The 24,999-nt window shown below is 32.7% G+C and carries 22 protein-coding genes and 1 tRNA gene; 14 read left to right on the plus strand and 9 right to left on the minus strand.

The window, feature by feature from the left end; translation table 11 throughout:
• Positions 1 to 36: 36 nt before the first annotated feature.
• Complete coding sequence (locus GQS07_RS11980) at positions 37 to 978, plus strand: LysR family transcriptional regulator (RefSeq protein ID WP_158211023.1); 942 nt, start codon at positions 37 to 39, stop codon at positions 976 to 978.
• 107 nt (positions 979 to 1,085) lie between these two features.
• Here the strand turns inward: GQS07_RS11980 and GQS07_RS11985 are convergent, their stop codons facing one another.
• The 4 genes from GQS07_RS11985 to GQS07_RS12000 form a co-directional block, all read right to left on the minus strand.
• The gene (locus GQS07_RS11985; protein ID WP_158211024.1) at positions 1,086 to 1,808 is read right to left on the minus strand and encodes a response regulator transcription factor; all 723 of its coding nucleotides are present in this window, start codon (positions 1,806 to 1,808) and stop codon (positions 1,086 to 1,088) included.
• A 7-nt stretch (positions 1,809 to 1,815) separates the two neighbouring features.
• Positions 1,816 to 3,360, minus strand: a complete 1,545-nt coding sequence (locus tag GQS07_RS11990; protein ID WP_233269276.1) for a sensor histidine kinase — start codon at positions 3,358 to 3,360, stop codon at positions 1,816 to 1,818.
• Between the two features lie 107 nt (positions 3,361 to 3,467).
• Positions 3,468 to 4,055: a dephospho-CoA kinase gene (coaE, locus tag GQS07_RS11995; protein WP_158211026.1), complete on the minus strand. Its 588-nt coding sequence runs from the start codon at positions 4,053 to 4,055 to the stop codon at positions 3,468 to 3,470.
• 11 nt (positions 4,056 to 4,066) lie between these two features.
• On the minus strand, positions 4,067 to 5,059 hold the full coding sequence (locus GQS07_RS12000; protein ID WP_158211027.1) for a glycosyltransferase: 993 nt from the start codon (positions 5,057 to 5,059) through the stop codon (positions 4,067 to 4,069).
• 158 nt (positions 5,060 to 5,217) lie between these two features.
• Here GQS07_RS12000 and GQS07_RS12005 point away from each other — a divergent pair, with 158 nt between their 5' ends.
• The 5 genes from GQS07_RS12005 to GQS07_RS12025 all read left to right on the plus strand — a co-directional run bounded on the left by GQS07_RS12005 (position 5,218) and on the right by GQS07_RS12025 (position 8,991).
• A complete protein-coding gene (locus tag GQS07_RS12005) occupies positions 5,218 to 6,774 on the plus strand; it encodes a PglZ domain-containing protein (RefSeq protein ID WP_158211028.1) in 1,557 nt (518 codons plus the stop codon).
• A gap of 2 nt (positions 6,775 to 6,776) precedes the next feature.
• Positions 6,777 to 7,196 carry a tRNA (adenosine(37)-N6)-threonylcarbamoyltransferase complex ATPase subunit type 1 TsaE gene (gene tsaE / locus GQS07_RS12010; protein WP_158211029.1) on the plus strand — a complete coding sequence of 140 codons (420 nt, stop codon included), beginning with the start codon at positions 6,777 to 6,779 and terminating at the stop codon, positions 7,194 to 7,196.
• Between the two features lie 14 nt (positions 7,197 to 7,210).
• A complete protein-coding gene (locus GQS07_RS12015) occupies positions 7,211 to 8,407 on the plus strand; it encodes an alanine dehydrogenase (RefSeq protein WP_158211030.1) in 1,197 nt (398 codons plus the stop codon).
• Positions 8,408 to 8,470: 63 nt separating this feature from the next.
• A complete protein-coding gene (locus tag GQS07_RS12020) occupies positions 8,471 to 8,851 on the plus strand; it encodes a DUF4258 domain-containing protein (protein WP_158211031.1) in 381 nt (126 codons plus the stop codon).
• A 65-nt stretch (positions 8,852 to 8,916) separates the two neighbouring features.
• Positions 8,917 to 8,991 (plus strand) — tRNA-Val (locus GQS07_RS12025).
• A 129-nt stretch (positions 8,992 to 9,120) separates the two neighbouring features.
• Here the strand turns inward: GQS07_RS12025 and GQS07_RS12030 are convergent.
• The gene (locus GQS07_RS12030; RefSeq protein WP_158211032.1) at positions 9,121 to 10,914 is read right to left on the minus strand and encodes a cytochrome-c peroxidase; all 1,794 of its coding nucleotides are present in this window, start codon (positions 10,912 to 10,914) and stop codon (positions 9,121 to 9,123) included.
• A 64-nt stretch (positions 10,915 to 10,978) separates the two neighbouring features.
• A complete protein-coding gene (locus GQS07_RS12035) occupies positions 10,979 to 12,475 on the minus strand; it encodes a hypothetical protein (protein WP_158211033.1) in 1,497 nt (498 codons plus the stop codon).
• Positions 12,476 to 12,911: 436 nt separating this feature from the next.
• Between GQS07_RS12035 and recG the strand changes: the two genes are divergently transcribed.
• The 7 genes from recG to GQS07_RS12070 all read left to right on the plus strand — a co-directional run bounded on the left by recG (position 12,912) and on the right by GQS07_RS12070 (position 21,559).
• A complete protein-coding gene (gene recG, locus GQS07_RS12040; protein ID WP_158211034.1) occupies positions 12,912 to 15,014 on the plus strand; it encodes an ATP-dependent DNA helicase RecG in 2,103 nt (700 codons plus the stop codon).
• A 10-nt stretch (positions 15,015 to 15,024) separates the two neighbouring features.
• On the plus strand, positions 15,025 to 15,603 hold the full coding sequence (locus GQS07_RS12045; protein WP_158211035.1) for a non-canonical purine NTP diphosphatase: 579 nt from the start codon (positions 15,025 to 15,027) through the stop codon (positions 15,601 to 15,603).
• A gap of 878 nt (positions 15,604 to 16,481) precedes the next feature.
• Positions 16,482 to 18,347 (plus strand): DEAD/DEAH box helicase, encoded by a 1,866-nt coding sequence (locus tag GQS07_RS12050; protein ID WP_158211036.1) that lies wholly within the window; start codon positions 16,482 to 16,484, stop codon positions 18,345 to 18,347.
• Positions 18,348 to 18,417: 70 nt separating this feature from the next.
• The gene (locus GQS07_RS12055; RefSeq protein ID WP_158211037.1) at positions 18,418 to 19,173 is read left to right on the plus strand and encodes a carboxypeptidase-like regulatory domain-containing protein; all 756 of its coding nucleotides are present in this window, start codon (positions 18,418 to 18,420) and stop codon (positions 19,171 to 19,173) included.
• Positions 19,174 to 19,286: 113 nt separating this feature from the next.
• Positions 19,287 to 20,543 (plus strand): dihydroorotase, encoded by a 1,257-nt coding sequence (locus tag GQS07_RS12060; RefSeq protein WP_158211038.1) that lies wholly within the window; start codon positions 19,287 to 19,289, stop codon positions 20,541 to 20,543.
• Positions 20,544 to 20,558: 15 nt separating this feature from the next.
• Positions 20,559 to 20,903, plus strand: coding sequence for a hypothetical protein (locus GQS07_RS12065; protein WP_158211039.1), 345 nt, complete (start codon positions 20,559 to 20,561; stop codon positions 20,901 to 20,903).
• Between the two features lie 5 nt (positions 20,904 to 20,908).
• On the plus strand, positions 20,909 to 21,559 hold the full coding sequence (locus GQS07_RS12070) for an alpha/beta hydrolase (protein WP_090410280.1): 651 nt from the start codon (positions 20,909 to 20,911) through the stop codon (positions 21,557 to 21,559).
• Positions 21,560 to 21,600: 41 nt separating this feature from the next.
• Here the strand turns inward: GQS07_RS12070 and GQS07_RS12075 are convergent, their stop codons facing one another.
• The 3 genes from GQS07_RS12075 to GQS07_RS12085 are packed head-to-tail and all read right to left on the minus strand — an operon-like array spanning position 21,601 to position 23,423.
• Positions 21,601 to 22,131: a hypothetical protein gene (locus GQS07_RS12075; RefSeq protein ID WP_158211040.1), complete on the minus strand. Its 531-nt coding sequence runs from the start codon at positions 22,129 to 22,131 to the stop codon at positions 21,601 to 21,603.
• 18 nt (positions 22,132 to 22,149) lie between these two features.
• The gene (locus tag GQS07_RS12080; RefSeq protein ID WP_158211041.1) at positions 22,150 to 22,644 is read right to left on the minus strand and encodes a hydrolase; all 495 of its coding nucleotides are present in this window, start codon (positions 22,642 to 22,644) and stop codon (positions 22,150 to 22,152) included.
• Positions 22,645 to 22,658: 14 nt separating this feature from the next.
• Entirely contained in the window at positions 22,659 to 23,423 is a 765-nt protein-coding gene (locus GQS07_RS12085) for an MBL fold metallo-hydrolase (protein WP_158211042.1), read from the minus strand.
• A gap of 82 nt (positions 23,424 to 23,505) precedes the next feature.
• On the opposite strand from GQS07_RS12085, the gene GQS07_RS12090 reads away from it, so the two are divergent.
• On the plus strand, positions 23,506 to 24,954 hold the full coding sequence (locus GQS07_RS12090; protein WP_158211043.1) for a TonB-dependent receptor: 1,449 nt from the start codon (positions 23,506 to 23,508) through the stop codon (positions 24,952 to 24,954).
• The last annotated feature ends 45 nt before the right edge of the window (positions 24,955 to 24,999 follow it).

Below are 24,999 nucleotides of genomic sequence, written 5' to 3' on the forward strand. Positions count from 1 at the left end.
CTTATTTTATTTAACTTACAGCAAAATAAACTAACAATGACAATCACACAATTAATATATGTTTTAGCTGTTGCAGAACACAAAAACTTTACCTTGGCAGCAGAAAAAACTTTTGTTACTCAGCCAACGTTGAGTATGCAAATACAAAAATTAGAAGAAGAATTAGAAATTCAAATATTTGATCGTACAACTAAACCTATACAAGCTACTGCTATTGGACAAATCATTATTAAACAAGCACAGAAGATTGTTGATGAATCAGATAGAATTAAAGACTTAATAGATCAAGAAAAGGGATTTATTGGAGGAGAGTTTAAATTAGGAATAATACCGACTGTAGCTCCTACTTTATTGCCAATGTTCTTAAAAACATTTTTAAGTAAACACGATAAAGTAAACTTAATTATAGAAGAATATACAACAGAAGAGATAATTCAAAAATTAAGAACGGGTTATTTAGATGCTGCAATTGTAGCTACACCATTAATAGAGTCGGATATTAAAGAGCGTGTATTATACTATGAGCCATTTGTAGGATATATTCCACCAATGTTTCGTCAGAATATTGGCAAGGAACTAACAGCCGATACACTTGATTTGAAAAAGCTTTTATTACTTCAAGACGGGCATTGTTTTAGAGATGGGATAATCAATATTTGCAATAATAAAATTGAAACTGAGTCTCGCAATTTTAAACTACAAAGTGGAAGTTTTGAAACATTAATAAACTTATCAAAAGAAGGTTTAGGCTACACCTTACTACCTTACTTACATACTTTAAGTCTTAATAATGATGATCAAGCTAATTTAGTTCAGTTTACAGACCCTAAACCAGCAAGAGAAATTAGTTTAATATATACTAAAAATGAACTAAAAAAACAGATTAGTGATGCCTTATTTGATGTAATACAAAGTATTATACGAGGGGCAATTGCTTTTCAAGATGTCAAAATCATTAGTCCCAAAAAATCAAAGTAACTATATCTATCAATAGTTACTATTCCTAAAATAAAGATACAGGATTAATAGTATAAAAAAAGGGAAGCTATATATAGCTTCCCTTTTTTTATATTTATCAATAAGGATTAATTCTCATCCTCATTTTCTTTAACTACCAATCTAAATCCTTCACCGTGAATGTTAAGAATTTCAACTGTTTCGTCTTGTTTTAAGTATTTTCTCAATTTAGCAATGTAAACGTCCATACTACGAGATGTAAAATAGTTGTCATCTCTCCAGATTTTTGTTAATGCAACTTCACGAGGCATTAAATCATTCTCATAAATTGCTAACATTTTCAATAATTCATTTTCTTTTGGAGAAAGTTTGATTGGCTCGTCATTCTCAAAAGTTAAAAATCTCAATTTTGAATTTAAATGAAACTTACCGATTTGAAATTCAAATTTAGTATTGTCTGTTTTAACTTCAGATGATTTTCTATGAATAATTGCTTTGATTTTCATCAACAATACTTCTGAATCAAAAGGCTTGTTTAAGTAATCATCCGCACCTACTTTATATCCTTTTAGTACGTCTTCTTTCATTGCTTTTGCAGTTAAGAAAATGATTGGCACCTCTTTGTTTTTATCACGGATTTCCTTGGCTAGAGTAAATCCATCTTTATAAGGCATCATCACATCTAAAATGCAAAGATCAAAAGAATCTCTTTTAAATTTTTCAAATCCCTCCATACCATTTTTGGCAAGAGTTACTTCGAAATCGTTTATGGCTAAATAATCTTTTAAGATTGCTCCAAAATTGGGATCATCTTCTACTAATAAAATTTTTTTGTTGTTTGTTGTTTCCATATATCAATTAATTTATTAATGGCATTTTAATTATAAAGGTACTTCCTTTACCTTTTTCACTTTCCACATATACTTGTGAATTGTGAACTTCGACTATTTGCTGAACATAAGCTAATCCTAAACCATGTCCTTTAACGTTGTGCAAATCTCCTGTGTGCTCTCTATAGAACTTGTCAAAGATACGCTTTTGAGCTTGTTTACTCATTCCTACACCATTATCTTTTATCTTAATAAGGATGTACTCTTTAAAATTTTCCGTATAAACATCAATAACAGGAATATCTGCTGAATACTTAATTGCATTATCCAAGATATTTACAATAACACTTGTAAAATGGAAGTCATTTCCTAATACATCACTACGTCTGGCATCTAAGTGAAGATTTATCTCCCCTCCTCTATCTTGAATAATTAGACTAACATGTTCTACTGCATCTTCTATAATCTCATGAACATCCATAGCCTCTTTGTCAACGTCAAACTCTCTACGTTCAAGTTTTGAAATACGCAGCACATTTTCAACTTGTGCATGCATACGCTTATTTTCATCACGAATCATTTGCAGATAGCGGTCTACTTTCTCTGGATCATTTATAACCTTTGGATTTTTTATTGCATCTAAGGCTAAATTTATAGTAGCAATAGGTGTTTTAAATTCATGGGTCATATTATTGATAAAGTCTGTTTTTATCTCAGAAATTTGCTTTTGTTTGATCAACTGATTTATTGCATTTAAATAAGCTGCGATAATTACAATTGTAAACAAAATAGATAAAAATGTAATTCCTATTAATGAAGAGAATAAATATTTACTCTTTTCAGGAAAAGTAATATACAATTGATACTTACTCTTATTTTCATTATCTACCAAAACCGGAACTCCATAAGTAGAATCATCTTCATACTCAAATTCATCCGATTTAATTTTAGTAGCCAATCCTCTATTGTAAACTCCGAATTCAAATTTAGCATTAACTCCGTATTGTTTTAACTCTTTTTCAAGAAGTTCTTTCAATTTGGCTTTAGAGATACGCTCATCTACACTTCTTAAAGCTACAATATCTTTAAAATAAATATCAAACTGTGCTTTATCTAATACATCCAGATCTCCTGTCTTCTCAATAACCTCATCAGGATAATTCTGCTTTAAATTATTCCTATCAAAGTCATCTCCTTTATAGATCTCTGTCTTTCTTTTAGATACAAAGTTTTTGACTTTTAAACTATCTGACTTTTTATCAAAGAACGAACTCTTTATATTATAGTCTTCTAAAACTAAAATATTAGAGTAAACTATTTGCTCATTGGTCATTGGGTTTCTTTCTACCACATAGTATTGTTTCAACTCATTTTGCTTAGGTGGCGTACCTATACTATCTCTAAGTTGATTATACATTCGGTAAAATTCTGTAGCTTCATCCTGTTGTAGTGTATTTGCTACGTTACCTATCACTTGTTGTACGTGGTATTTGAACTGCTCTTCATTATTCTTATAAGAGCTAATAATCCAATATAACTGAACAATGATTATTCCTATTAGAGAAAAACTCATTATTCCTACTAAAAGCCGAAATCTGACTTTACTCATTCTTATTTCAAAATTAACATTAAAAAATCACTTTAAATACTTGTTAACACAATATTAACCATTAAATTTCTTTAAATTTTACAATTAATATCTTCAATTATCATTTTAACCTCTTTTTTTACTTGTTCTTTACTAATATTCGCAATTACGTAATCACTTTTAAGAACTTTTAATGAATCCTTCATTTGATTTGCCATAATTGCTTGTACATTTTGTGAAGAAACACCATCTCTTTTAACTACTCTGGCTATTCGAACCTCTTCAGGAGCAGTAACTAACACTACAAAATCACATTCTTTGTCTAATCCTTGCTCAAAAAGAATAGCGCTTTCTTTAATTATAAACTTAAAATCTTTGTGTACTTCTAACCAGTCTATAAAATCTTTTCTTACTTCAGGATGAATTACTCCGTTTAACTTTTCAAGAAGTTCTTTATTATTAAAAACTATACTCCTTAATTTTTTTCGGTCTATTACTCCACTATCTGTTATATCCTCTTCAAACAATGCTTGAACTGCTAAAACAATATCTGACCTATCCATAATTGCTTTTGCTCTTTCATCTGCAATATAAATTGGAACTCCTTCTGCTTCAAACATTTTTGCTACAGTAGTTTTTCCGCTACCTATACCTCCAGTCAATCCTACTACTAATGCCATATTTTAATCCTTTATTTAAAAAACATTTCAGGTAATCCCTCTTCTGCTTTTTTACGTAAGACAAATAATATATAATTTGATTTAACAAATCCCGTACCATACCCTACAAATTGTAAAAAAGTTGCTATAATTGCAAAAAAAGCTATTTTAAAACTCTTTTCTTTCACAAGACAACTCAAAAATATCAATAAAAAGTATATAATATACAAGCCGATTAGATAAATACCTTTGAATAACAATAATACACTAAGTGCAAGTCCACCTATAAATAAAGTAGGAAACCAATAGGTCAACTTTGCATAGGATGGATATCGCTGATTTAAAATAGGGCGTGCTTTCCCAAACTTATTAACTTGTGTATAAAACTTATCCCAATCTATTCTGCGTTTGTGATATACATATGCTTTTGAAAACAATTGTGTGTCAAATCCTAATTCCCACAAGCGGATTGTCAAGTCTGGATCTTCTCCTGGATGTACTTTTCCATATCCTCCAGATGCTAAAAAAGCTTTCTTAGAAATTCCCATATTAAAACTACGGGGTTGGAACTTCCCTATACGTTCACTTGCACCACGTATTCCTCCAGTTGTTAATACGGAAGTCATTGAAAAATTTATTGCTTTTTGCACATCGCTAAAACTGTCTAAAGCAGCATCTGGTCCTCCAAAACAATCCACATACTCCTCTTGTAAATAACTATCAACTACAGTTAAATATTGCTTTGGAATAATACAATCTGAGTCTAAAACAATAAAATATTCTCCTTTTGCTCTACTCATTCCGTAATTTCTTGAATCACCAGGACCTGAATTGCTCTTATAGAAATAAGAGATAGTTAATCTATCTTCATATTTCTTCACTATTTCACGGGAATCAATTTTTGAACCATCTTCAATCACCACCACCTCAAATTCCTTAGTATAAGTTTGTTGAGTCAAACTCTCTAATAGCTCATCAATCTCGTCTGGACGATTATATACCGGAATAATAAAAGAAAAATACATTTATAAAGTTTTTATAATACTTTGACAAAAATATCGTTAAGTATTGTAATAAGAAAATACATCACTATATTTATCAATACTATTTAAAAATTCAAATATACTTTATGTTTAAAAGGCATCCTAACCTTTAAACAGCAAAGTATCTCAAAATGATTTCTATGAATAAAATTAATATACTGTGGGTTGATGATGAAGTTGATTTATTAAAGCCACACATCCTTTTTTTAGAAAAGAAAAACTACGCTGTTAGTACTTGTACTAACGGACAAGATGCAATTGAAATGTTTAAGGAACACGATTTTGATATCGTTTTCTTAGATGAAAATATGCCTGGACTTTCAGGTCTTGAAACATTAAATGAAATTAAAGCTATTAAAAACAATACACCTATCATAATGATCACAAAAAGTGAGGAAGAATACATTATGGAAGAGGCTATTGGTGCTAAAATATCAGATTATTTAATCAAACCTGTAAATCCTAACCAGATTCTACTTTCTTTAAAGAAGAACTTAGATGATTCAAGACTTATTTCTGAAAAATCATCTCTAAGTTACCAAAAAGAGTTTAGAAATATCTCTATGGACTTAATGCAAGCGCGTGATTATGAAGATTGGATCTCTATCTATAGAAAACTGTTGTATTGGGAACAAAAGCTGGAAAATATTGAAGATCAAAGTTTAATTTCAATCTTAGATACTCAAAAAGCTGAAGCCAATTCACTCTTCGGAAAGTTTGTTGAAAAAAATTATGAAGACTGGATTAATGATCCTGAAAACAGTCCAGTTTTTTCCCACCAAATATTTCGTAAATGGGTAGCTCCTGATTTAAAGAAAGAAGACTCTAAAATTCTGTTTGTTGTAATTGACAACTTAAGATATGACCAATGGAGAGCTTTTGAATCTGTCGTAACCAATCACTATAAAGTAGAATCAGAAAACAGCTTCTTCTCTATTCTACCAACGGCTACTCAATATTCACGTAATGCAATCTTCTCTGGTTTAACTCCTTTGCAGATGTCTGAGCAATTGCCTCAATATTGGAAAAATGATACAGATGAAGGCGGAAAGAACTTATTTGAGAATGAATTCTTACAAGCACAATTACAACGTTTGCGTTTAAATATTAAAAACGAATACTTCAAAATCACTAACCAACGTGAAGGTAAAAAACTTGTAGACAACTTTAAATCACTGAAAGACAATAAACTGATTACTATTGTTTACAACTTTGTAGATATGATTTCTCACGCAAAAACTGAAATGGAAGTAATTAAAGAGCTTGCGTCAAATGACAAAGCTTACCGTTCTTTAACTGTTAGTTGGTTTAAAAACTCTCCTCTTTTTGAGATGATTCAGCAAGCACAACAGTTAGGTTATAAACTTGTTATTACTACAGATCACGGTACTATCAACTGTAAAACACCTTCAAAAGTAATTGGTGATAAAAATACAAGTTTAAACCTACGTTACAAAACTGGCAAGAGCCTTACCTTTGAAAACAAAGATGTTTACCACGTAAAAGACCCTAAAAAAATACAATTACCAAACATTAATATCAGTAGTTCTTATATTTTTGCAAAAAATGATTACTTCTTAGCGTATCAGAATAATTTCAACTATTACGCTTCTTATTTTAAAAACACCTACCAACACGGAGGTATTTCATTAGAAGAAGTAATCGTACCATTTATTGTTTTAACACCTAAATCGTAAAGATGACTGAGATTGTATACTCGTTAAAAGATATCAAAGAAGTTGCTAAAAAAGTAATTGACAACTTACAACATAAAATTGTTTTATTCAATGCTCCTATGGGGGCTGGTAAAACAACATTAATTAAAGAATTAAGTGAGTATATTGGAGTTAAGGATATGACCAGTAGCCCTACCTTCTCTATTGTAAATGAATACAAGTCAGAGACTACAAACGAAAGAGTTTATCATTTTGACTTATATCGTTTAAATGATGAAGAAGAGGCTTATGATATGGGAATGGACGAATACCTTGATTCTAACAGCTGGTGCTTTATTGAATGGCCTGAGAAAACGCCAACAATAATACCAGACGAACACGCTGAAATTGAAATAGAAATATTAGAAAACGGCAACAGAAAACTTGTATTACGAAATAATTAAATACTGAAAAGACTATGGCGATGACAACTCCTTTTTCAAAGAAAGACCTTATACCTTTAGAAGAATGTCTAATGGTAGAACGCAAACGAAGTGATATGTTTATCGGAGTTCCTAAAGAGAACTTCACTACAGAGAAACGCATTTGTATTACCCCAGAGGCAGTGCAAACCTTAAGCACTTACGGACATCGTGTACTTATTGAAAAAGGGGCTGGAGAAGCCGCAAGTTATAGCGATTTAGAATACAGTAAAGCGGGTGCTGAATTAACAAGTGATCCTAAAAAGGTGTATAGCTGTCAGATTATTGTAAAAGTAGTACCTCCTACTCTTGATGAAATCAAGCTAATGGCTCCTTATACTGTAATTTGGTCCACTGTACAGCTAAAAACGCTTAGCAAAGAGTATTTTGATGCATTATCAAAAAAGAAAATATCTGCTATTGGTTTTGATTTTATTCACGATAAATACGGTGCATACCCAGCAATTAGTACACTTAGTGAAATAGCAGGTATATCTTCTATTCAAATTGCGGCCGAATTAATGACTACTACAAACAATGGTAAAGGCCTATTATTTGGTAATGTAACTGGTGTACTTCCTACAGAAGTAGTTATTTTAGGTTCTGGGTTAGTAGCTGAATACGCTGCTAAAACAGCATTAGGAATGGGAGCTAACGTCAAGGTATTTGACAACTCTATTCAAAAATTGCGCAGACTACAAAACAACCTTCCTCAACAAATCTCAACTTCTACTATACAAGAAAAAATACTTCAAAAAGCATTAATGCGTTGTGATGTTGCTATCGGTGCCATAAGAGGTAAAAATAGAGCTCCTATCGTTGTTAGTGAAACAATGGTTGAAAATATGAAAAAAGGAGCTGTCATTATTGATGTTTCTATTGATTCTGGCGGATGTTTTGAAACCTCTGAATTAACAACGCACGAAAACCCTACGATAGTTAAGTCTGGTGTAATACACTACGGAGTTCCTAATATTACTTCTCGTTATAGTAAAACTGCTTCAATGGCTTTGAGCAATATCATTACTCCTATGCTAATTGAATACGCTGAAAATGGAGATTTAGATGGTGCTGTACATTCTGACTCTGTGTTGCAAACAGGAATTTATAGCTATAAAGGATTAATCACAAATCGCAATGTAGCAGAATGGTTCAATCTTGATTATAAAGACATACATCTATTCGCATTTTAAATTTTTTATAAATGATTAGTTTTCCATTGTTGAATTACTAATTTTGCACAAAACAAATTAAAAATGAAGTTTCCACAACGTTTAGCTTATTACTTATTTGGACTATTAATTGGTGCCATGTTTTTATTCTTCTTCTTTGGTGAAAAGAAAACAGACTTTTGTTACTTACCAAATTGTAGAGTTTTAAAAGATTTGAGAAGTAAACCTGTACTATATTCAAATGATGCAGAGGTAAAACTTACAGAAGGATGGGTTACTAAAGACGATATCCGTAAAACATTAATGTATGGGAAAGTTGACTTTTCTGAAAGTAAAGTTGAACTTGAAAAAGGTAAACTATACGTTATTTCTGGTAGAAACAGTGAAAATGAGCCTATTATAGTTAAGATGATTAACTATGAGAATAAAGTTAAGTTATACGACATTGAAAAAGTTTCAAAATAGTTACTAAAACATTTGTTACTTTAATCGGAAAGTCTATCTTTGCACTCCCTTAAAAAAACAAATAGGGGCGATTAGCTCAGTTGGTTCAGAGCACCTCGTTTACACCGAGGGGGTCGGGGGTTCGAATCCCTCATCGCCCACAAAAAAACTCTTGTATACGCAAGAGTTTTTTTGTTTTATATCACTTCCTATTTATTTCAAATCAGGTTCAAAACTTGGGAACAAGGTGAAAAGTGAATCAATCCTAAAAGTTGTGTTTATACATAAAGTTATTTCCTATCACTCAATGCTTTCATAAAAGTAATTACATCACTCATCTCTTCATCTGTTAATTCTAAGGGAGACTCAGGCAACGTTTGATTTGGTACATCAAGCCCTAACCCTATTCCTCCTCCTTTATTATAAAAATCCATTACTTCTTCCAAAGTTTCATACACACCATTATGCATATACGGACCACTTTCTCCTGCATTTCTAACAGTTGGTGTTTTAAATGCATATTTTAGCTGCTCTAAATCTGTATTAAATACATATCTACCTAAATCCATATCTAATTTTGTTCCCTCTTTATCCATAGGAATCCCCAATACCTCTTGTTCTGAATTAGTAAAATATGGAGGTACTGTTCCATTGAATACAGGAATAAAATGACAAGTAGCACACTCTCCTTTTCCAACAAATAAATTAAACCCATTCTTTTCTTTTTTTGTCAAGGCAGTCTGATCTCCTCTCATATACAAATCAAAACGAGAACTAAAAACAGATAGCGAGCGAATATAAGACGCCAAAGCATTCTCTAATTGCCAAACTTCAATCTGTTCACTACCTACAAAAACTTCTTTAAACTTATGTCTATATGATTCAGAATCTCGCAAATGTTTTACTATCTCTTCTAAGTTTCCATGCATCTCATCTTCATTAGTAATTACATCCGAAGATTGGCTCTCTAATGTAACACTTCTCATATCCCAAAACTGACCGTGATAATAAGCAGCATAGTTTAAAGATGGAGTATTTCGTTTTAATGGATTTCCTTGCAAATCTAAAGATGTTTTTAACCCATCTGAAAATGCCTTATCTGAATGGTGACAATCAGAGCAACTACGCACGTGATTTTTTGACAACTTACGTTCAAAAAACAACTCCTTACCTAATGCTATTTTTGCAGGTGTCATATAATATGATTCATCTGGCAAAAAAGCATTCAAATTAATAAGATATTTTTCAAACAAAGATCCTACCTCTCCTTTTACCACTTGATTTCCTTGATTAAAAGGAATACCTAACTCCTTTTGTAAGGTTACTACACCTTTTGCAATTGAATCTAAATAAGTTACAATATAATCCAAGTAATCAAACTCATTTTTATCAGGGTTTAATTCACATATAGCAATAGCTTCAACCAACAACTTGTTTAACTCAGCAAATTTCTCTGCCTCTCTCCATTTTTCTGTTAACAATAAAGCCTCAAGAACACCGCGCAAACTCGCCTCAGCTTCAATAAATCGCAATCCACTCTCTGGAGTATCAAACCCTGTTATACCAAGAGTTGTGACCTGAAACACCTCCATTTTTAAAGCTTCTAAAACAGATGTATCTGAAATAGTAATAACATCAAAATTCTTACGAATACTGTTTACATTATTTTTAACGATTTTTACTTCTGTTAACAATTCCTTATAATCGACCTCTTTAAAATCACTATAAATCATTTCTTCTATCACTTGAAAGCCCTCTGCTGGTATAAACTTATTTTCATCTAAATCTAATTGATCCAATGCAGGTCCATTTATTGACTTATTTGTATGGGGTAAAAAATAAGATACAGCCCATTCTATTTCTTTAAAGGCTATTCTACTTTTTACAAATGCTTCTCGAATATAAATACTATCCTTTTGTAACTCCACCGCATCAAGCATATGATCTACTTCTTGCTCTAAAACAGCAACCTTTTCAAGCAAATACTTATTAAAAGAAACATTATCATAACTATTTTCTGACTGTTTACAGCTTACAATTAGCATAAACAAAGACAAAAAAACTATATACTTAATTTTAAACATAGGCTAAAAATTTTCCCCTGATAAAGCACAATACAATACCAGGGGATAATACACATCTTTTAAATTATCTTTCTACATTGCGGATAATTACTACCTGCCCACCTTCTTTATTTTTATTTACCCCTGCCTTATCAGCATCAGCAAATTCGTCTTTTTGCCAAGTGTGAGAGTGAATATTTACTGAAAAAGTATTTGGAATTCCTACTAACTCTGAAATATCTTCCATAGCTCCAAACTCCCACGAACCAAACTTTTGTAAATTACCAGATTGATTATAATTCTTTTGCCACTCTGCATCATCGCGATTATGTTTCATATTTAACCAAGGCTTATAACTACCATCTGACATTTTATATTGCCAGATATATGAATCGTGTTGTGCTGCTGCGTAGTAAGAATCTCCATCTTCTTGGATATATACATAATTCTCTGTTACAGCCAAGTTATCTGGATTAATCAAATCTCTTCCAGGATTACTATCCCCCTCTGCTATAACAGCAAGTTTACCACTCATCATATTTGCAGGATCAAGAACTAAACGATATACACGTCCCCACATAGTAAACCCTTTTACTGGGTTTCCACCACTTGCCTGTCCTGTAGCTGTAAAGTAAATTTCATTACCTTTTTTCGCTCCTTTTCTATAATCAACATCTTCTACACGTGAAAAGCGAATAACACCTAAATCCATATTCACTTGATTAATCTGTGCTCCTGTCAAATTCTTAGCGTTTGGTATTTCAACAAATTCAACATCATACTCACTTCCTTTTACCATATCCATTTCAGTATATCCACCTGATTTACGCTTTAAAGCATATAACTTTCCATTATGTAAATCTCCTCTACTTCCAACATACATCAACAATTGCCCAGCACTTTGATGACTTGAACTATATCCCTGATCTTCGCCAATAAGTATAAACGTTTTTCCAAGTGAAACATCTATTGGCAGAGGTACAGCATTCTCCATACTTGCTTTTCCTAAAGCAGGTAATACACGGTCAACACTTGATTTTAATGAAACATCTCCCAACGGATTAATAGCGTGTACCATACTTTCTTCACCTGATTCCCCTGCTGTCAAAAAAACAGGACCAAAACCATGCACCTCTGGTTTTGCTAATGTTGCAGAACACAACCTTGTTATTCCTCCAATTCCATCAACAATATACTCTCCCTTCACAGGTTTAAACGTTTTATCTAAATACACACGTGAAACAGACTTCATAATCTCGTGATTTGTAATCATCAAATAGCCATCACCATTAGGGTCTTTCATAAAACCTGCACCATCTGGTTGTCCTCCAAAAACAAAATCTGGCGATTGTTCTAATTTATCCTCACTTGAAATAAGTGAAAAAATCTCCAAATTCTCAAATCCAGGCATCGCAAATACAAAAGCTGGCGTTTTTGAAAAATTCTTTAAATCAATTGACGTTTCAGGTTTTTCTTCACCTGGTAATTCTACCTTAGAAGAATTGTCTTCATCGCAACCAACAAAAGATGTTGCTAATAATAGACCTAAAGCTATTTTAGGCAATTTGTTACTAAGTTTCATAATTTTATATTTTAGTTTTAACAAACTTAGAATTACTGCCTTAGCAACATATTAACATAGTATTATCAAAGTGTTACCAAACCAAACATTACACTCTTATCTATATTACCTCAGTGTAAACTATGCTTAACATTCAGTTACAATGAATACCTTTACCTAACTAAAACACAAGTCATTACATTAATAAAATAGTTCATTAACCAAGTGAACTCAACTTATTTGTTATTATTCTAATTAGTCTTTCTTTCCTACCTTCGAATAAAATAAGCTTCTAATAATGGCTTTTTTTACATCCTGCTCATAGCTAATAAAATACAAAAGCCCCCTGAGAATACTAATATGATTAAATAGCTATTTCTCCTCTTAACTCTTCCACACTCTATTTTCCCACTAAACCAAAAACTCTTATCTTAGTGCAGTATTTATAAGAATAATGATGAGCAGAAATATCCTTGACACCCCTATCGAATACCTTAAAGGCGTTGGACCACATCGTGGAGACTTGTTTAAGAAAGAGTTAGGTATATTTACTTATAGAGACTTGCTACACTTGTATCCTAACCGATACATAGATCGTACGCAATACTACAAAATCAACGAACTACAAAGTAATAGTAGTGAGGTACAAATTGTAGGAAAAATTATTCATATAAAAACAGTAGAACAAAAAAGAGGTAAGCGCTTAGTGGCAACTTTTACTGATGGTACGGGACAAATTGAGTTAGTTTGGTTTCAGGGATTCAAATGGATTCAGGAAAACTTACAACTTAATACCCCTTATGTTGCTTTTGGTAAGCTTAATAGTTTCAACTACACATTTTCAATGCCTCATCCTGAGCTTGAACTCTTAGAAGAACACAAAAAAAACATCGCTTCTACTATGCAAGCGGTTTATCCTTCTACAGAAAAGTTTGGCTCTAAAATTTCTAATAAAACTTTAATTAAGTTGATGACGCAACTCTTAAATGAGAGTCACACTTCATTTATTGATACTTTATCTCCTGATTTCAGAAAGCAACTAACGTTAATATCAATGCCAGAAGCATTGATTAACATTCACTTTCCTAAAGATCACGACATACTGAATAAAGCACAATTCAGATTAAAGTTTGAAGAGCTGTTCTACTTGCAAATGCAATTACTTATTAAGAATATTGCGAGAAAAGGAAAAATCAAAGGTTTCCCTTTTGAAACAGTAGGTGATTATTTCAATACATTTTACAAGAACCACCTACCCTTTCCGCTAACAGGCGCACAGAAACGTGTGCTTAAAGAAATCAGAAATGACGTTGGCCAGCCTGCCCAAATGAATCGCCTACTACAAGGTGACGTGGGTTCAGGTAAGACCATAGTTGCGTTTATGAGTTCTCTTTTAGCCTTAGACAATGGTTTTCAGGCGTGTATTGTTGCCCCTACGGAAATCTTAGCTACTCAACACTTTATTGGTATAAGTGAGTTGGCAGAACCATTAGGTTTAAACGTCAAACTATTAACAGGATCTACTAAAACAGCTGAGCGAAGAGTAATTCACCAAGAGCTTGCTGAAGGTAGCCTACATATCTTAATAGGAACGCACGCTTTATTTGAGGACAAGGTTATCTTTAAGAACTTAGGTTTAGCCATTATAGATGAACAACACCGTTTTGGTGTAGAACAGCGTTCGAAATTATGGAAGAAAAACATCATTCCTCCTCACGTACTGGTAATGACTGCAACTCCAATTCCAAGAACGCTTGCTATGAGTTTATATGGAGATCTTGACATTTCTGTAATTGATGAATTACCACCTGGAAGAAAGCCAATTAGTACAGCTCATTATTTTGAGGGTAAAAGACTCGCAGTTTGGCATTTCATCAAACAAGAAATCGCTAAAGGCAGACAAGTATATATCGTATATCCTTTAATTGATGAAAGTGAAACATTAGATTACAAGAATTTGATGGAAGGATATGAAGGTATATCACGTGATTTTCCATTACCTGAATACAGCGTGAGTATTGTACACGGGCAAATGACTCCTGCTGAAAAAGACCGTGAAATGGAGCGTTTTGCAAAAGGAGAAACCAATATTATGGTAGCTACTACCGTTATTGAAGTTGGAGTAAATGTTCCGAATGCTTCTGTTATGATTATAGAAAGCGCTGAACGTTTTGGTTTATCGCAGTTACACCAGTTAAGAGGTCGTGTTGGTCGTGGTGCCGAACAGAGTTATTGTATATTAATGACGGGAGATAAACTAAGCAACGATTCTAAAATTAGAATGGAAACGATGTGTAGAACTAATGATGGTTTTGAAATATCTGAAGTAGATTTAAAACTTCGTGGACCTGGTGATATAATGGGAACACAACAAAGTGGTACGTTGCCATTAAAAATTGCCGATCTTGTTAAGGACCAAGAGATAATGCATTATGCAAGACATCACGCAGTTGAACTTCTAAAGAAAGACCCTTCATTAGAAGATCCTGAAAACCAATATATAAAACAAAAAATAGAGCTATTAAATAGCAAAACAACCATTTGGAATTACATAAGCTAACAATAACACAATGAAATTAGTATTCGCATCAAACAACAAAAACAAGATTAAAGAAATCAAAAATCAACTACCTGATTCTATCGAAATATTAAGTTTGGAAGACATCGGATGTGTTGTTGATATTCCAGAAACAGCTGATACAATTGAGGGAAACGCTCTTTTAAAAGCAGACTTTATTAAACGTCACTACGGTTATGACTGTTTTGCTGACGACTCAGGACTTGAAGTTGACGCTTTGAACGGAGCGCCTGGTGTTTACTCTGCTCGTTATGCAGGGGAACAAAAAAATGACGAGGACAATATGGACAAGTTGTTACGTGAATTGAAAGACAAAGACAATAGAAAAGCCAACTTTAAAACTGTCATTACATTACATATCAAAGGTGAAACGTATAATTTTACTGGTATTGTAAACGGTCAAATCATTGACCAACGCAAAGGAACAGATGGTTTTGGATATGATCCTATTTTTCAAGCAGATGGAATGGATAAAACTTTTGCAGAAATAAGTATGGAAGAAAAAATCGCTATTAGTCACAGAGGAAAAGCTGTTAAACAATTAGTAGAATTCTTATTACAAGCAGAATAAAAATATAAAGCTATCATTACTGACAGCTTTTTTTATGCTAAAATCTCTCCTATTAATCTGCTGTACTACACTACCTTAAAATCAAATCAACCAACATTACACTACTCCCCTAACCGACTGATAAGCAATATATTTCCTCTTATTTCACACCTATTCGAAAAATAATTTGATTAACTTGTAGAGAATTTCATTTCTTCTTCAAGAAATTATCTCTCCAAATTCCACTTCAAATTCCAAAATAAATAACTTTAAAACGTACTTTCTTCGGAAGCTGTTCGGAAATCGTTCGTATCACCTTCGTAAAAAAGGCATCTTTTCCGAACAAGTTCCAAACAAAACTTTTACTAAACTCTTTTTAAAGTATAACAACCATACCCAAAATCACAAGTCAGATTACATATACTACAGAATAATAATTGTAATAATTTACTTAAAAGACCTATTATCAAATTATCTAAACTATATCCAATGCACCATTGTTGAATATAAAATAGAATGACAAATAATTTCACTGTTTTTACCTGTAATATAAATTTCTTTAAAAAAAGGACCAAATAACCTCTATTGAAAGCAAAAAGTCGGATTAAATAGCTTCTAAAAACAGCAATATTTCTAAAACGTAGTAATATTTTAAAGTAAAATATTCAATGATTCTCCCAAAAAGTGTTAAATCACAACTCCCTTATAGATAAGGGAAAACAATTACAAAAGCCTCAAAAAGAGCAACAAACACAGACTATTAAGTTCTAAACAAAGCACTTAATATATTACATTTTTCCCACTAAAACCATAAAATTTGAATTTTTAAAAATAATAACCATATCAAAAGTATCTTTTTACGCAGAATAGTAGTACATTTGCGGCTATTTAATATTTATATGAACAATTTCGAACAATTAGGATTAAATGAATCTCTTTTATCAGCGATTAAAGATTTAGGTTTTGAAAATCCATCTGAGATCCAACAAAAGGCGATTCCATTACTATTAGAAAGAAATACCGATATTGTTGCGTTAGCCCAAACGGGGACTGGGAAAACCGCAGCATTTGGTTTCCCTTTGATTCAAAAGATAGACGTGTCTAATAAAAACACACAAGCTCTTATCTTATCGCCGACTAGAGAGTTATGTTTGCAAATCGCAAACGAAATCAAACAGTATTCGAAGTACGTAAAAGGACTTCATACTGTAGCTATTTATGGTGGGGCAAGCATTACAGAACAAGCAAAAGACATCAAACGTGGTGCTCATATCATCGTTGCTACTCCAGGTAGAATGCAAGATATGATCAACCGTGGTATGGTGAACATCAAGAACATCGAGTACTGTGTATTAGATGAGGCGGATGAAATGCTTAATATGGGCTTCTACGAAGATATCACTGCTATTTTAGCGGATACACCAAGAGAAAAAAGTACTTGGTTATTCTCAGCTACAATGCCAGCTGAAGTTGCGAGAATCGCAAGAGAATTTATGAAAACACCGGAAGAAATTACGGTTGGACATAAAAACGAAGGTAACAAAAGCGTTAGTCACGAGTTTTACTTAGTATCTGCAAGAGATCGCTATTTAGCTTTAAAACGCTTAGCAGATGCAAATCCAAATATTTTCTCAGTTGTATTTTGTAGAACAAAAAGAGATACACAAGCAATTGCAGAAAAATTAATTGAAGATGGTTACAATGCTGCTGCTCTTCATGGAGATTTATCGCAAGCTCAACGTGATGGTGTTATGAAGTCTTTCCGTGCTAAGCAAATTCAAATGTTAGTTGCTACTGACGTTGCTGCTCGTGGAATTGACGTTGATGACATTACACACGTAATCAACTATCAATTACCAGACGAAATCGAAACTTACACTCACCGTAGTGGACGTACAGGACGTGCTGGTAAATCAGGTGTTTCTATGGTAATTGTTACCAAAAGTGAATTAAGAAAAATTTCTGCAATCGAAAGAATTATCAAAAATAAATTCGAAGAGAAACCAATTCCTTCTGGAATTGAAATTTGCGAAATTCAATTATTCCACTTAGCTAACAGAATCAAAGAAGTAGAAGTTAGCCCTGAAATCGAGGCTTACTTACCTGCTATCTCTGAATTATTACAAGACTTCGACAAAGAAGAAATCATTAAAAAAGTAGTTTCTGTAGAGTTTAACCAATTCTTAGAGTACTACCAAAAAGCTTCTAACAGTTTATCTACTGTAGGTGGTGCAAACCGTAACAACTCGAAAGAGGTTCCTACTGATGGTGCTGTACGTTTCTTCGTAAACTTAGGTGCTAAAGATGATTTAGATTGGATGTCTTTAAAAGATTATTTACGTGATACTTTAGAATTAGGTCGTGATGACTTATTCAAAGTTGATGTAAAAGAAGGTTTCTCTTTCTTTAATACTGAAGCTGAACACGCTGAAAAAGTAATGGAAACTCTTAACGGAGTTACTTACAACGGAAGACGTGTTAACGTTGAAATCTCTAATAATGATGGTGGACGTAACAGCGGAAGACGTGATCATGGAAACCGTGGTGGTGGACGTGGACGCGGTGGTGAAAGAAGATCATCTGAAGGTCGTGGCGGAGAGAGAAGATCTTTCGGTGGCGAAAGAAGATCATCTGAAGGTCGCGGAGAAAGAAGATCGTCTGAAGGTCGTGGAGAAAGAAGATCATCTGATCGTTCTCCAAGAAATGAAAGAGGATCAAGAAGAAGTAATGACGGTGATTCTTCAAGAAGATCAAGAAGAGACTAAGTTGTTAATTTTTTTAAAATAACATACAAAACTGTAAAATATCTCTTATTTTTAAGCAATCTTAAAAACTATGAGAAATTTTACAGTTTTTTTATTTCTAATACTTACTACTGTGGGTGTTTTGGCGCAAGACAAGACAACTGTAAGTGGTACTATTCTAAATGATAAATCTTTTCTACCGATCGATGATGTAAATGTAATTAACATCACTAAAGTCAAAGGAACCATCAGTAAACGCGATGGTAGCTTCTCTGTAGAAGCAAGTCTTAACGACTCTATTCATTTTTCTTTTCCTGGTTATGTACCAATTAAACTAAAAGTTACAAACGACTGGATTAACAATGACAACTTAAAAGTGTACTTTACTGAACAAAGTATTGAACTTGATGAAATTGTTATCAAGAAGTTTGACCTAACTGGTTATTTGGAAGTTGACACTAAACTTATTGCATTAAACGAAAAAATGCAGTTTGACTTCTACAGAAGAAACCAAACTCCGTATTACGGAACTGCAATGGGTACATTCTTTAGCCCTGTTGATGTGGTTTATAATCTATTTAAAGGAAAATCTAAAAAACTTAAAAAACTTGAAGCTATTAAAGAGGATCAGAATATGATTGCTTTAATGCAAACAAGGTATGACCGTGAAATCGTTTGTGGACTTTTAGATATCACAAGAGAGGACATCGTTAAATCATTACAAAATTGCAACTATAGTGATAAATTCATCTATACGGCTACTGATTTTCAAATATATCAAGCACTTAGCGATTGTTTTGAAAACTCTAAAGTTCTTGCTACTAAAAAAGTAAATACATCTAATTAATAGATGTATTTTTTTTTGCACTTTTTCCCCGTTTTCCCTTATGGAAAATAGAAATAAAAACTATTTTTGTACAAATAACAACACATCATTAATTATAAACTACTATACCAAAGATGAATATTGTTCTAAAAGCTGCCAAAGTTATTGACCCTCAGAGTCCTTTCCACAACCAAACTATTGATTTACAGATTGAAAATGGTGTAATTACTAAAATTGCAAAAGATATCAACGTTGCAAACTGTGATGTTATCAATGCTGAAAATTTACACATTTCTCAAGGATGGTTTGATAGTTCTGTTTGCTTAGGAGAGCCTGGTTTTGAAGATAGAGAAACTATCGCTAATGGTCTTGACGTGGCTGCAAAGAGTGGTTTTACACAAATTGCAGTAGAACCAAATACTAATCCTATTCCTGATACACAAAGTATCATTAGCTTTATCAAGCATAAAGCTTTTAATAAAGCTACAGAAGTATTCCCTATCGGAGCATTAACTGTAAAATCAGAGGGAGTTGACTTAGCTGAATTATATGATATGCAAAATGCAGGAGCAGTTGCATTTGGAGACTATAAAAAAGCAATACAAAATGCTAATATCCTTAAAATCGCTTTACAATACACACAAGATTTTGATGGATTAGTTATCGCTTTCTCTCAAGATAGCAGCATCAAAGGTAAAGGTGTAGCGCACGAAGGAATTGAAAGTACTAAACTTGGATTAAAAGGTATTCCTGCACTTGCTGAAGAATTACAAATTGCACGCAACTTATTCTTATTGGAATACACAGGTGGTAAAATGCACATTCCTACTATATCTACTGCAAAATCAGTTGAATTAATCAAAGAAGCTAAGAGCAAAGGATTAAACGTTACTTGTAGTGTTTCTATTCACCAATTGATTCTGACAGATGATACATTAAACGACTTTGATACAAGATATAAAGTATTACCTCCATTGAGAGATGAAGCGCATAGAAAAGCATTAATCGCTGGAGTTCTTGATGGAACTATTGATTGTATTACATCAGAGCACAATCCACTTGATATTGAACACAAAAAATTAGAGTTTGAAAAAGCAACAGATGGTACTGTTGGATTAGAGTCTGCTTTAGGTGCTTTAGGAACTATTTTACCAACTGAAGTAATTGTTGAAAAACTTACGAAAGCAAGGGAGATATTTAAAGTTGAAAAAGCAACTATCACAGAGGGGGCAAAAGCAAATATTACGTTGTTTGACCCAAATAGCGAATGGACATTCACAAAAGAGGCTATATTATCAAAATCTAAAAACTCTGCTTTCTTAAATCAACCAATGAAAGGAAAAGTTATAGGTGTTATTAACGGTAATAATGCTATCTTCAACAAAAAATAAAACACATAAATTACAATGCTGAAACAATTTACGAAAGAAGAAATTAAAGAGGGAAAAATCACTGCTATTATAGCACACCTAACATTTGTAGGATGTATTATTGCGGTATTTATGAACTTAGAACCTAAAAATCGCTTTGCTGGTTTTTATGTAAAGCAAACTATTGGTTTACACTTGTTCTTTTTTATAATGATGACTCTTGCATCTTTAATCGCTTCTGAAATGGCTTTCTATGCTTTTTACTTGAGTTTCTTCGTGCTGTGGATTTACAGCTTTGTAGGAGCTTTAAGCAATGACATTAAGCCACTTCCAAAAATTGGCGTATATTTCCAAAAATGGTTTAATAAATTATCAGCTTAATTATTATGGATACATCATTATCAATTGCATACTTAATTCAAGAGCCAAAAGTTAAGAAAGAAAAGAACCCTCTTATTTTATTACTTCACGGATATGGAAGTAATGAAGAAGACTTATTTTCTTTTGCTTCTGAATTACCTGAAGATTATTATGTAATTTCTGCACGTGCACCCTACCCTGTTCCTCCTTACGGAAATGCTTGGTATGCTATACACTTTGACGCAGATGCTAATAAATTCTCTGACGATAATCAGGCTATTGAATCAAGAGACTTAATCGTTAAATTTATTGATGAACTAATTGCTAAATATCCAATTGATGCCAATGACATCAATCTTGTAGGATTTAGTCAAGGTGCTATATTAAGTTATGCTATTGCACTTTCTTATCCTGAAAAGATCAATAAGGTAGTTGCTTTAAGTGGATACTTCAATAGTAACATCATTAAAGAAGGTTTTGAAAAAGGTAATCTTGGCAAATTAAAGTTCTTTGCCTCTCACGGAACAGTAGATCAAGTTATCCCTGTAGATTGGGCAAGACAAACTCCTACTATTTTGAAGAGTTTAAATATTGAACACGAGTACAAAGAATACCCTGTAGGACACGGAGTTCACCCGTTGAACTTTGCAGACTTCAAAAAGTTCTTATTGAAATAAATATAAAAAAGGCTGATATAATATTATATCAGCCTTTTTTCTTATTCATCTTCTTCAGGTAGTAAATCAGAATTAATAACTTTTAATTCTATTGTTTTAGCAGCAGTAAACTTAACTTCTCCTTTATACTTTAAAACTAAGTCTTTTTCTGTTTCTAACTCCCACCCTTCATTTGTATATAACTTTTTCTGCTTTGTTTGTTCTAACAACAAACCACCTGTTTCATTAGGTAAAAAAATCTCCGCTTCCTTTTTGTTGTCAGAGAATAATACAAAACAACTAACATCGTTGTCTTCAAGTTCATTCTCCTCTACACTATCTTCACCTAATCCTATCGGATTTAAACGAAAGCCTTTTTCAAAAATACGAATACAATCTTCTTCGATCGAACTCCATTTATAACCAGCCGTGTAAGCACAACCGTGTTCATCTTCATCGTGCGAAACAATTGTTCTACTACCGTTAGTATTTACTACTTCTTTCGCAGTATCACCTTTATCTTCCTTTAATATAAAATCACACGATGCAAACAAAAAGCATAACAATGCTGTTAAACTTAAAGATATTCTCATATTAATAAGTGTTATGGTTTATTTTGTTGGATATAAAATCGTATCAATTGTTTTAAACTCTGTTGGCTTACCTTCTGTAAAGAAATACTTAATCAATACTTCCCCGTGAATAGCACCCGCATAAAAATCAGCAATAGCCCATCTGTGATTGATAATCTTAACTTTATTGATTATACATTTATCTTCGTTGATTTTACCGTAAGGCACTAATGGATTACCATTTTCTTGGTGATTTAAAGCTAATATCTCTTCTTTAATTTGAATTAAATTATCATCAATCTTTTTATAATCGAAATACTCTTGCGCATCTTCGTTATTTTCTACTGAAAAGTAATTTGCCTCATTGTACTCTTTAATCACTTGCTTTAAAGAATCTCGTACAATATCAATTCTCTTGTGTGCAATTTCTATCTTCTTCTCCTCCATTTGATACATATTCTTATTGTTTGCATAAAACAATACCATGATTACAATTGAAAAAAGGAATAAATAGAAGAAAGCCTTATGTCTCATAATGAAAAGTAAATTTAAATATTTATTCGTAAATTGTCATATGCCAAATATACATTATTTGGGAGAATTGCAGAGACTTCTTTGTGAAAACCTAAATCTTGCGCAATGTGTGTTAAATAAGCTTTCTCTGGCTTTATCTTCTCAATAAACGCTAAGGATTCGGCTAAACTAAAATGAGTCGGGTGCTCTTTTATCCTCAAGGCATTTACTATCAAAACCTTACACCCTTTTATTTTCTCTATTTCTTCTTCTGCAATGTATTTTGCATCTGTTATGTAGACTAAATCTCCAAAGCGATACCCGTAAATAGGCAATGGTCCGTGCATAATATCTATAGGAACGATAGTTTTATCTTTAACCTGAAACGCTTCATTTGAGTTCACAATATGTTCTAATACACTCGGAGCACCTGGATATCTATTCTCTTGTGTGAATATATACTCATATCTCTTCTCTAAAGCAGTCATTACCCTTTCAGAAGCATAGAGAGGCATTGGTCCATAAAGGTAGCTTAGAGGTCGTATTTCGTCAAGACCTGCAATATGATCAGCGTGCTCGTGCGTAAACAATATCGCATCTAAATAACTACACTCAGCCGTTAGCATCTGTTGTCTAAAATCAGGACCACAATCCACTAAAATAGTAGTATCATCCCATTTGATTAAAACAGAAGTTCGCAATCTTTGATCTCTTTGATCTTCACTTTTAGCTACCGGATGATCAATCCCTAAAATAGGAATACCTTGTGAGGTACCTGTTCCCAAAAAATATACTTCCAAAATGCTATAATTTTCCACAAAAATAAGGTTTATCTTTTTTTGTTGTACGATATTTGTTAGGTTTGTTTAAAATAGCTTACAGATGAAAAATTTTGCAGAAGATTTAGTATTAGAAGGAGATAGATTTATAGAGCATCAGCCTGCCATATCAGACAAAGCTCTTCGCATTAACTTAAACAATAACATATACGGAACATTTGCTGAAATTGGGGCAGGACAAGAAACAGTGCGCCATTTCTTTAGAGCTGGTGGTTCTTCAAGAACAGTTGCAAAGGCAATGTCTGCTTATGATAAAGTTTTTAGTGACGCTATTTATACGGTTGAAGATGACGGAAGATATGTAACGGAAAGCCGTCTGATTAAAATGTTAGATTACGAGACTAAGAAAATTGAGGACCGCTTGGTAAGAGCAGAAAACCCTACAAAAACTTTCTTTAGTTATGCCAATACAGTAGCTACAATTGACTACGCTAAAAAGAACAAAGGTCACGGTTGGGTTGGAATTATGTTCCAAGGAAAATCAGATCAAGAATACAGTAAAATTGTTCTTCATATCCAGTTCAAAGAAACTGACTCTAAACTACAACAAGAAACATTAGGAATATTAGGGGTTAACTTAATTTATGGTGCTTTTTACCAACATCACGATCCTAAGAAATTAATTTATAGTTTATACGATCACTTGGACAAAGACCAAATCGAGATTGATAGTATTAACTTCTCTGGTCCTATGTTTGATAAAGTAGACAATCGTTTGATGAGTTTACTTTTGGTTAAAAATGGAATGACAGAGGCTGTTATGTTTGGTCCTGACGGAAGAAGTATTTTACCTGCTAATGCATTGTACAAACAAAACATTCTTACGTTAAGAGGTAGTTACAGACCAGTTACAATTGTAAATATGAACTTATACAGAAAATCTCTTGCTAAGTTTTTAAGTACAAATAACTTGTCTGAAAACAACACAAAAGTAATCTTTGAAATTACGCTTTCTAACTTATTGTCTGAAGGTGAATTAGATGAAATAGACTTCTTACACAGAGCTGATTTATTGTGCTCATTAGGGCAAACAGTAATGATCTCTAACTATCAAGAGTACTACAAATTAACGGAGTACTACTCTAAATACACTGACCAAAAAATTGCATTAGCAATGGGAGTTAGTAGCTTGTTAAACATTTTTGAAGAGAAATATTACAAAAACTTAACAGGGGGTATTTTAGAAGGACTTGGTAAGTTATTTAGAAATGATATGAAGATTTTCTTATATCCTATGCTAAATGAAGAAGGAGAAATCGTTGATTCTACAAACTTAAAAGTAGCTTTACACATTAAAGAGCTATACAAATTCTTTAAGAAAACAGAACAAATCATTGATATTGATGACTATCAAAAAGAGAATTTATCAATCTTCTCAAGAGATGTCCTTAAGCTTCTTCAACAAAACACAGATGGCTGGGAAGATAAATTACCTGAAGGTATTTCTAAAATCATTAAAGAAAAAGAACTTTTCGGTTATAAAAAGAAATAATATTAGATGTTGTCTTTACAACAGCTTATAAAAAAAGGAGGTCAA

This window comes from Myroides phaeus, assembly GCF_009799805.1.
In the GTDB taxonomy this organism is placed as follows: Bacteria; Bacteroidota; Bacteroidia; order Flavobacteriales; family Flavobacteriaceae; genus Flavobacterium; species Flavobacterium phaeum_A.